The organism is Spirillospora sp. NPDC000708, assembly GCF_040299565.1.
Classification (GTDB): Bacteria; Actinomycetota; Actinomycetes; order Streptosporangiales; family Streptosporangiaceae; genus Spirillospora.
The window spans coordinates 1-8,694 of sequence record NZ_JBEPCJ010000180.1 but is presented as its reverse complement, the minus strand read 5'-3'; the positions used below and the strand labels follow the sequence as shown (position 1 = coordinate 8,694).

Genomic DNA, 8,694 nt, shown 5'->3' with positions numbered 1-8,694 from the left:
TCCGATCTCCGGACGGCGGGAACGGCAGGTCCGCGAGCGTGCGGGCGGCGTCGTCGGGCCGCTGGAGCGGCCCGCCGGACACCACGTCCCGGTTCTTGTGCTTCGGGTCGATCGGATGGTCCAGGTGGCCGACGACGGCGACGCGGGCGGTGCCGCCCAGCTCGTCGCCGAGCAGTTCGAGCAGGTCCGCGACGAGGTCGCGGCGGCGGCGGGCGGTCTCCGGACGGCCGCCGAGCTCCACCACGCAGACCAGCTCGGTCGCGAACGCGGCGGCGGGCAGCCGGCGCGGGACGCGGCGCAGCAGTTCGGGCCAGGTGGCGGCGGTGTCGTCCACGCCGTCCGGTTCCAGGAACCGGAGCCGGCCCGGCCCGTCGAGCGCCACCCGGACCAGCCCGGCCGCGCCCCGCGGCATCCGCGCCGACACGATCCGGACCGGCTCCGGCGGGTCGTCCCACGTGACGACGGCGAGCGCCGTCTCTTGGTCGGAGCCGCCCGGCGCGCGGCGCACCCGCACCTCCGCCTCGTCGCCCGCGCGCGCTCCGGCCGGGAACAGCGGCAGCCGCACGACCTCGGCGGCGCCGTCGCCGGGCCGGGACCGCAGCGCCGCCAGCCCGTACGGGCTGGCGATCGGCCGGTCCGCGACGACCCGCTCCAGCAGCGCCGCCGCGTCCGGCTCGCCCGCCGCGATGCGGACGTCCGGCAGCAGGTCGGTGAACGCCCGCACGACCGCGTCCGGGAACGGCATGCCGGGCAGCCCGGACAGCACCGCCGTGTCGACGGACGTGCAGTACCGCCGCACGAGGTCGCCGACCGCGCCGCCGATCGTCGCGTCCGCCCACGCCGGGTCGATGCCGGACGGCCCGCCCGCGAGCTGGAACCGGCGGTGCGCCGCGTCCGACGGCAGCCCCGGCAGCAGCGCCGGCCACGGCACCGCCGCCAGCTCCCGGAATCCAAGCGGGCCCGCCGCCGGGACGCCGCCCGTCACGAACAGCCGCACCCCGGCGTCCTCCACGGCGACGACGACGAGCGGGCGCTGCGGGCCGAGCGCGTCCAGCACCGCCGCCAGCGGCGGCCGCGCCGCCTCCCGCAGCGCGGCGACCTCCCGCCGCGCCTCCTGCCACTGCGCCTCCGTCGGCCTGCCCCGCAGGTGGGCCGCGTAAGGGAGCCAGTCGTCGCCGGCGCGCGCCGCGGCCCGCAGGTCGAACTCCAGCCGCGCCGCCGACAGCGCCGCCTCCGCCGCCGCCCGGTCGGCGCGCCCGGGACGCCACGGCCCGGCGAGCGTCCACCCGCACACCGCGCACTGCACGTCCCGCCGCGCCGCCGCCGCGTCCACCGCGGCCCAGCCGCCCATGGTGTCGATCGGCACCGTGCAGAGCGGGCAGCGGCCGTCAGCCGAGTTCATCGGGCACATCCTCCGGCAGCAGCAGGTTCAGCATCCGCGCGTCGGCGTCCGGGCGGTCCACCACCCGCTCGGCGAGCCGCGCCTCCATCCGCTCCAGCAGCCGGCGGACGGTCCGGCCGTTGCCGAACCCGGGCCGCCGCGCCGCGTCCGCGAGCCACGCCCGCGCCGCCGGGAGCGTCGCCGGGTCCAGCTCGTAGGCCTGCCGCTCCGCCATCGACCGCAGGATCTCCAGCAGGTCGTCCACCGCGTAGGCGGGGAACTCGATCGTCTCGCCGAACCGGGAGCCCAGGCCGTCGTTGGCCGCCAGGAACCGGCGCATCGGCTCGGGGTAGCCCGCCGCGATCACCGCGAGGCGGCCGCGGTGCCGCTCCATCTCCTCGACGAGCGTGTCGATCGCCTCCTGCCCGAAGTCGTTGTCGCCCCCGGCGGTGAGCGCGTACGCCTCGTCGATGAACAGCACCCCGCCGAGCGCGCGCTCCACGGCCCGCCGGGTCAGCGGCGCGGTCTGCCCGACATAGGACGCGACCAGCCGCGACCGCCCCGTCTCGACGACGTGCCCGCGCTCCAGCAGCCCCATCTCCTTGAAGATCCGGCCGAAGTGCCGCGCCACCGTCGTCTTCCCGGTGCCGGGCGGGCCGATGAACAGCAGGTTCGGCGCGACGACCTCGCCTCGGCCGCGCAGCCGCCGCAGCCGCAGCCGCTTCACCAGCACGTCCGCGCTCCGCTTCACCGGCGCGAGCCCGACCATCGCGTTCAGCTCGCCGAGCAGCTCCGCGGTGTCGCGCGGCGCGGGCCGCGCGTCGAGCCGCAGCCGCTCCGGCAGGTCGCGCGGCTCCAGCGGCAGGTCCCGGTCGTCCTTCACGCGCCGCGCCCACCGCGCCGCCGTCTCCTGCGTCACGTCCCGGACGGCGCGGGCGTTGCCGAACCCCCGGTCGCGGGTGCGGTGCAGCTCCGCGACGGCCTCGCCGAGCGCCGTCTCGAACCCCTCGCCCCACGCCATCCCCATCGGCCGGAGCTGCCGCGCCGCGATCTCCGCCAGCTCCGCCGGCCCGTAGTCGGGGAACGCGATGACGTTCTCGTGCGGGAACCGGCTGCGCAGCCCCGGGTTGCTGTCGAGGAACTCCTGCATCTCGTCGGGGTAGCCCGCGACGATCACCACCAGCTCGGCGCGGTCGTCCTCCATCCGGGCGAGCAGCTCGGTGATCGCCTCCCGGCCGAACCCGTCCGCCTGGTCGCTCAGCTCGTACGCCTCGTCGACGAACAGCACCCCGCCGAGCGCCCCGTCGATCACCTCGCGGGTCCGCGTCGCCGTCTGCCCGACGAACCCCGCCACCAGGTCGCTCGCCCGCACCGACCGGACCCGGCCGTGCCGCAGGATGCCGAGCTCTCGGTACAGGTCGCCGACGATCCGCGCGACCGTCGTCTTGCCCGTGCCCGGGTTGCCGGTGAAGACGAGGTGGTGCGACACCGGTTCGGCGCCCGCCGGCGGCCGGTACCGCAGGCCCTCCAGGTGCCGCTTCACCGGCTCCAGCCCGACCAGCTCGTCCAGCCGCCGCATCACGTCGCCGTCCGCGACCGGCGCGGCGATCCAGCCGTACCGGTGCAGCGGCTCCTGCCCGAGCGGCGTGCCCTCGGCCGCCATCCGCCGGCCGAGCCGCCGCTCCCACGTCTCCAGCGGGACGTCCTGCGCCGCCATCGCCCGGACCGTTCCCTCCAGCCGCGTCCAGTCCGCGATCCGCAGGTTCCGCGCGATCCGCAGCCGGTGCACCAGCCGGGTCAGCTCCGCCTCGCCGGGCGGGCGCAGCAGCCCGGGGCGCGCCGGGCGCCGCTCCTCCGCCTGCACCACCCGCACCAGTCCCGGCAGGTCGCGGCTGCCCTCCGCGAACGCGCGGACCTCCGCGAGCGACGCCCCGCCGAACACCAGCACGCAGATGTTGCGGCTGCCCGGCCGGAACTCCAGCCACCGCTCCAGCGCCGCCGCGAACGGCGCCCGCGCCTCCTGCCAGCGCTCCAGCACCTCCAGCTGCTCGACGACGACGGCCGTCGGCGTCGACTCGTCGAGCATCAGGCTGCGCAGCATCCGCACCGCGAACGCCCCGGACATCGCGCGGCTCTCCGCCCGCGCCGGCGCGGCGGGCGCGGGCCGCAGCCGCCGGCGGCCGAGCGGGCCGCTGAACCCCGGGCGCATCACCGACGCGTCGCCCTCCGGCCGCTCCGCCGCCTCCGGGTCGGCGGGCAGGCGCCGCGACGCCGCGTCCCGGACGGTCAGCGTCGCGTCCAGCGAGAAGAACACGACGCGCTCGTAACCGGCGTCGTGCAGCGCCTCCCACACCGCGCTGCCGAGATCGTGCTGCCGGTACAGGCCGTCCACGAACGCGTCCTTGACGCCCGGCCCGTACAGCGGCAGCACGGACTCGCCCTCGCGCGCCGCGTCCCGCAGCGCGAGCAGCCGCTCGGGCACCGCACCGGCCGGTTCAGCGCTCATCGGCCCCTCGGCCGCGCACCTCGTCCTGCCCCGCCACCGGACGGGAATGAGCCGCCGGACGGGATTGGGCCGCCGGGCGGGCCAGCCGGTCGAAGTCGCGCAGCGCCGGATCGGGCTCGCCGCCCTCCTCCGCCGGGTCGTCGGCGTCCAGGCCCTCCGCGCGCAGCGCCCGGCTCACCGCCGCCGACCGCTCCCGCCGCGCCGCGTCGTCCGGGTCGTCCTCGTACGACAGGATCCGCAGCGTGAACCCGGACCCGTCGCCGTCCGGCGCCACCTCCACCACGACCTCGCCGCCGTCCGCGCGGTGCCGCAGCCGGCTGAAGAACGCGCGCCGCTCGTCCCCGGCGGCGTAGGTGTTGCCGGACCAGGCGAACCCCTGCCCCTCCAGCACCGCCACCACCTGCTCGGCGACGTTCACCCGCAGCTGCGACGCGACGATCCGCTCCGCGGCCCGCTCGACCAGCGCGTCCAGCCGGCCCTCGTGCTCCGGCGCCGTCTCGGTGATCAGCGCGCGCAGCTCGGCGGCGTCCAGCGGGCAGTCCGGGTCGGCGACCAGGTCCACCTGCCGGGCGACCGCGTCGCGCAGCGCGGCGAGCCCGCCGTCCGTCCAGTGGTCGACGTCCAGCACGGCGCCCGGGTCGGCCTCCGCGATCGGGCGCTCCGCGTTGTCCTCGATCGTCGCCGCGACCGTGCGCAGCGCGGCGAGCGCCTCGGCGCGGAGCGCCTCCCACTCCAGCGCGAGCCGCTCCACGTCCGCGCGCAGCTCGCTCAGGTCGAGGTAGAGGTCCTGGACCTGGCTCAGCGAGTACCCGGCCGCATGCGCCTCAAGGTTCCCGCGCGCCACGTCCAGCCGGGACGCCAGCCGCTCCAGCCGGCCCGGCGCGAACCGGTCGTGCGGCAGCGTGTCGCGGATCGCGTCGTGCATCGTCCGCGCGTCGTCGAACAGCCGCCGCGCCGCTGCCGCCGCCGCGTCGCTCTCGCCGCGCAGCGCGCCGACCCGCGCGTCCACCGCGGCGAGCCCGGCGCGGCGCTCCGCCCGCTCCCGGGCGATCTCGGCGGCGAGCCGCTCGCCCTGTTCGGCCAGCTCGCGGCGGCCTTCGGCGAGCCGCTCGCCGTGCTCGCGCAGCCGCCGGCCCGTCTCGTCCTCCAGCTTCCTGGCCTGCTCGCTCAGCCCGGCGAGCGCGCGGTCCGTGCCGTCCTGCCGGGCCGCCGCCTCCCGCCGGGCGCGCTCGACGTCCTCGCGCGCGGCCCGCTCCACCTGCCGGAGCAGGCGCGGCATGTCCCGCCGCACCTTCGCCAGGTCGCGGGCGGACGCCTGCGCGTCCCGCCACGCCGCCGCGTCCACCGAGATCACCTTCGCGCCGCTCATCGGGACTCCTCGCCGCTCGTGCCCTCGCGTACCGTGCCGGTGAAGATCTCGCCTCCGCCCGGGGAGGCGCCGCGCGCGCGGGCGAACCCCTCGGACAGCGCGCGGGGCGGGACGCCGACGAGCAGCGCCTCCCCGCCGCGGACCCGCACCTCCGCGCGGCGCGGGCCGCCCGCCAGCTCCGCCGCTGCGCCGGCGAGCCGGTCCGTCAGGTGGTGAACGCGCTGGTTGGCGCTGCCGCGCAGGCCCCGGTCGTCGTTGCGGGACCGCACGTACCGGCCGTCGATCAGCACGTCCACCTCGGCGAGCAGCGCCTCCGCGCCCTCCCGGCCCGCGAGTTCGGCCCGCCGGAACCCGGTGAAGCAGATGACCGACAGGTCGCGGCGCGCGCGGGCCGCCCGCACCAGGTCCGCCAGCGCGGCCGCCTGCGCCATCGGCTCGCCGCCGGACAGCGTCAGGCCGGTGACGTCCGGGTCGGCCAGCAGTTCGTCCGCGAGCGCGTCCGGCGCGACCCGGCGCGCCTCGCGGAACGGGATCCAGTCCGGCGCGAGGCAGCCCTGGCAGCGGAACGGGCAGCCCTGCACCCAGACCACCGAGCGCAGCCCCGGCCCGAGCGCCCGCGTCCCGACGCACGTCTCCGCCACGTTGATCACCGGCGCCGGTCCTGCCACCAGTTCGTCAGCGGCCCGAAGAGCCGGTCCCTGCGCGACTGGCGCGTGCCGTCCACATGGCCCTCGTAGCCGGACGGCCCGAACCGCGACGGCCGCGGCGGCACCCCGGCCCCGCCGCCGTAGGGGGCCGCGTTGCCGTTGGCGTTCCCGCCGAAGGGCATCGGGTCGCCGCCCGCGCCCGGGGCGCCCCCGGGCCGGTCGGCGCCGAACGGCATCGCCGCACCGTACGGCGCGGAACCGCCGCTCCCGCCGCCCGCCACGCCGCCGCCCGGCGGGTCGCCCGGCCGGCCGTTCATCAGCCGGACGTTCGACGGCCCGCCGAAGCCGCCGCCCCCCGACGGCGCCGGGCGGCCCGCCGGGTACGCGCCGTTCCCGGGCGGCACCGGCGGATCGAACGCGATCCCGCCCGGGTTCGCGGGCGCCACCGGCGCGCCGAACGCGGAACCGCCGAAAGCGGGGCCGCCGGGCGTCCCGGGCGCCATCGGCGCGCCGTAGCCCGGCTCCGTCCGCACGTACCGGTCGAGGTCGGCGGGGATCCGCGCCATCTCGCGGCGCTTCCACTCCTCCAGCGCCGCCTCGCCGACCTCGCCCTCCGCCATCGCGGTCCGCTGCGCGAGGCTCTCCAGCATCGCGCGGCGCGCGTCGTACACCAGGCCCGCGTACTTGACGTCGTCGGCGGCGCGGACCCGCGCCACGTCCGCGTCGCGCCGGGCGAGGTGCGCGCCGGTCTCCCGGTTCTCCCGCTCGTGCGCCGCGACGAGGTCGTCGTACACGGTCGGCGGCCCGAGGATCTGCATCATCTTCACCAGCACCGGCAGCAGCTCGATCGCGATGAACATCAGCGTGACGAACAGGTGCGCGGTGCCGATCGTGCCGTTCTTCTGCGACAGCCGGTTGAGGGCCTCCAGCCGCAGCGCCATCCCGTCGGACTTGCGGGTGTCGGCCGCGTGCTGCTGCTGCAGCGCGGACTGCTGCTTCTTCAGCCGCGTCAGCTCCGCGTTCACGCCCTCGGCGCCGCCCTGCCCGTTCAGCTCGTTCTGCGCGTCCTGGACGCCCTTGGTCTTCAGCTGCGCCATGTAGTTCTTGAGCTGGGTGTCGGCGGTGTCGAAGTCGCGCTTGGTGTCGTTGTAGTCCTGGATGCGCTTGCGGGCCTCGGGGCCGAGGCCGGCGCGGCCCGTCCCGCACTTGCCGAGCTGCTCGCAGGTCAGCTTCTCGCGCCGCTGTTCGAGCTGCTTCTGCAGCTCGTCGCGCTTGTCCTGGAGCTGCTTGAGGGTGGGGTCGGCGTCCGGCGTGGCGGGCAGGCCGCCCGCGGTGACCTGCGCCTCCAGCTGCTGCTTGCGCTTCTCCAGCCAGTCGATGCGCTTGCCGACCTGGTCGTCGGCGGTCTGCGCCTGGTACTTCGACTCCGCCTCGGCGTGCAGGACGTTGACCTCCTGCGAGATCTCCGGCGCGAAGATCTGCAGGACGATCGGCATCGACAGCACGAAGCCGAACAGCAGCGCGAGCGCCAGCCGGGGCAGCGCGAGGAACACCACGCCCCACTTGCTGGTGGTCCGCGTCATGGAGGCGACCAGCCAGCGGTCCAGCGACAGGATGCCGAGGAACCAGCCCGCCGTCAGCAGGACGATCACCGGCCACGGCGCCTTCAGCGCGATGTGCAGCGCCGCGGCCATCGACACCCCGGCCAGCGCCGCCGTGAAGATCACGACGCTGCCGAGGCCCTGGAAGCGCGACTTGTCGGTGGGGCTCTGCCGGAGGATCGCCCGGTTGACGCCGGACGCCCACAGCAGCGGGGAGAACCGCTCCCCGCCGCCGCGGGGGGCGGGCGGCGGGAGCGGCGTGCTCGCTTCGGTCATGTGCTCGGCCCTCACTGGACGTTCGGTCGGGGGGACGGGCCCGGTCGGGGAGAGGGGCCCGCTCGAAGGAACAGGGGGGATCCGGTCGGCGGTGGGAGGGGGGTTCGGCCGCAGCAGCGCGCGCGGCCGGCCGGGCGCGCGCCGCCGGAGCACGTCCGCGCGCAGCGGTTCGGCGCGCTCGTCGACGTCCTCGACGGGGCCGTCCGGTGCCTGGACGTCGGCGCGGGCGCGCGGCGGCACGACACGGGGGCGCGGCACGGCCGCCCCCGGCGGCGGGAGCCCTCCCGGCGGGCCGTGCGCGTCCCCGGACGGGGGGCGCGGGTGCCCGCCCGGCTCGTCCTCCCACGCCATTCGCACCTCCGCCGTGGCGTTCGGGTCACCGGTCCGCCGGACATCCCGGACGGCAGCGCGGGCCGCGATGCCACCGGCTTTCAGTTGTGACGCATCCCTTACCGAGAGGGTTCGTCAAATACTGGCAGTTGTTCCGCGAACCTTGTGAGTCCCTTGACACAGATGGGAAAAGTGGCCGCAGTCGGCCGCGGATGACCGGTTTCAGGCTTCCGGACGGGGCGTGCCGGGGAGTGCCGGCGGGCCGTTGCGGGCGGGGGGTGGGCGGGCGTCGAATGGAGGCATGACCAGGTTCCTGCGGATCGAGGACGACGTCGCCCGGACGCGCGCCTGCTTGACAATGAGTGAGCACTCACTCAAGCTGGGAATGAGCGCACACTCAGTCAGGGAGGCCCCGATGTACCCCGAGCTCAACGGCAAGGTCGTCGTCATCACCGGCGGGTCGCGCGGCATCGGCGCGCAGACCGCCCGCGCGTTCGCCGCGGAGGGCGCCCGGGTCGCGGTGCTCGGCCGCGACCCGGGGGCCCGCGGCGGGGGCGCCAAGGGGTGCGCGGGCCACGCGGGCG

The 8,694-nt window shown here is 76.9% G+C and carries 6 protein-coding genes; 1 reads left to right on the top strand and 5 read right to left on the bottom strand.

All coding sequences use genetic code 11. The features are described from left to right. From ABT299_RS51670 to ABT299_RS51650, 5 genes are all read right to left on the bottom strand, one after another. Positions 1-1,402 (bottom strand): hypothetical protein (locus ABT299_RS51670; protein ID WP_500255363.1); only part of this gene is annotated, 1,402 nt, incomplete at its 3' end. Then, positions 1,389-3,887 carry an AAA family ATPase gene (locus ABT299_RS51665; RefSeq protein ID WP_500255362.1) on the bottom strand — a complete coding sequence of 833 codons (2,499 nt, stop codon included), beginning with the start codon at positions 3,885-3,887 and terminating at the stop codon, positions 1,389-1,391. The genes ABT299_RS51665 and ABT299_RS51670, both read right to left, overlap by 14 nt. Beyond that, positions 3,877-5,256, bottom strand: coding sequence for a hypothetical protein (locus ABT299_RS51660; protein WP_500255361.1), 1,380 nt, complete (start codon positions 5,254-5,256; stop codon positions 3,877-3,879). The genes ABT299_RS51665 and ABT299_RS51660 overlap by 11 nt, the downstream gene beginning before the upstream one ends. Next, the gene (locus tag ABT299_RS51655) at positions 5,253-5,906 is read right to left on the bottom strand and encodes a 4Fe-4S single cluster domain-containing protein (RefSeq protein ID WP_500255360.1); all 654 of its coding nucleotides are present in this window, start codon (positions 5,904-5,906) and stop codon (positions 5,253-5,255) included. Before ABT299_RS51655 ends, ABT299_RS51660 begins: the two co-directional genes overlap by 4 nt. Next, positions 5,903-8,131 (bottom strand): DUF4407 domain-containing protein, encoded by a 2,229-nt coding sequence (locus ABT299_RS51650; protein ID WP_500255359.1) that lies wholly within the window; start codon positions 8,129-8,131, stop codon positions 5,903-5,905. Before ABT299_RS51650 ends, ABT299_RS51655 begins: the two co-directional genes overlap by 4 nt. Positions 8,132-8,411: 280 nt before the next feature. Here ABT299_RS51650 and ABT299_RS51645 point away from each other — a divergent pair. Further along, the coding region (locus ABT299_RS51645; RefSeq protein ID WP_500255358.1) for an SDR family NAD(P)-dependent oxidoreductase at positions 8,412-8,694 on the top strand (283 nt) is incomplete at its 3' end.

Excerpts from the sequence above, each read along its gene's own strand:
- ABT299_RS51660 (WP_500255361.1), bottom strand. The coding sequence starts at position 5,256 with ATGAGCGGCGCGAAGGTGATCTCGGTGGACGCGGCGGCGTGGCGGGAC.
- ABT299_RS51650 (WP_500255359.1), bottom strand. The coding sequence starts at position 8,131 with ATGGCGTGGGAGGACGAGCCGGGCGGGCACCCGCGCCCCCCGTCCGGG.
- ABT299_RS51665 (WP_500255362.1), bottom strand. The coding sequence starts at position 3,887 with ATGAGCGCTGAACCGGCCGGTGCGGTGCCCGAGCGGCTGCTCGCGCTG.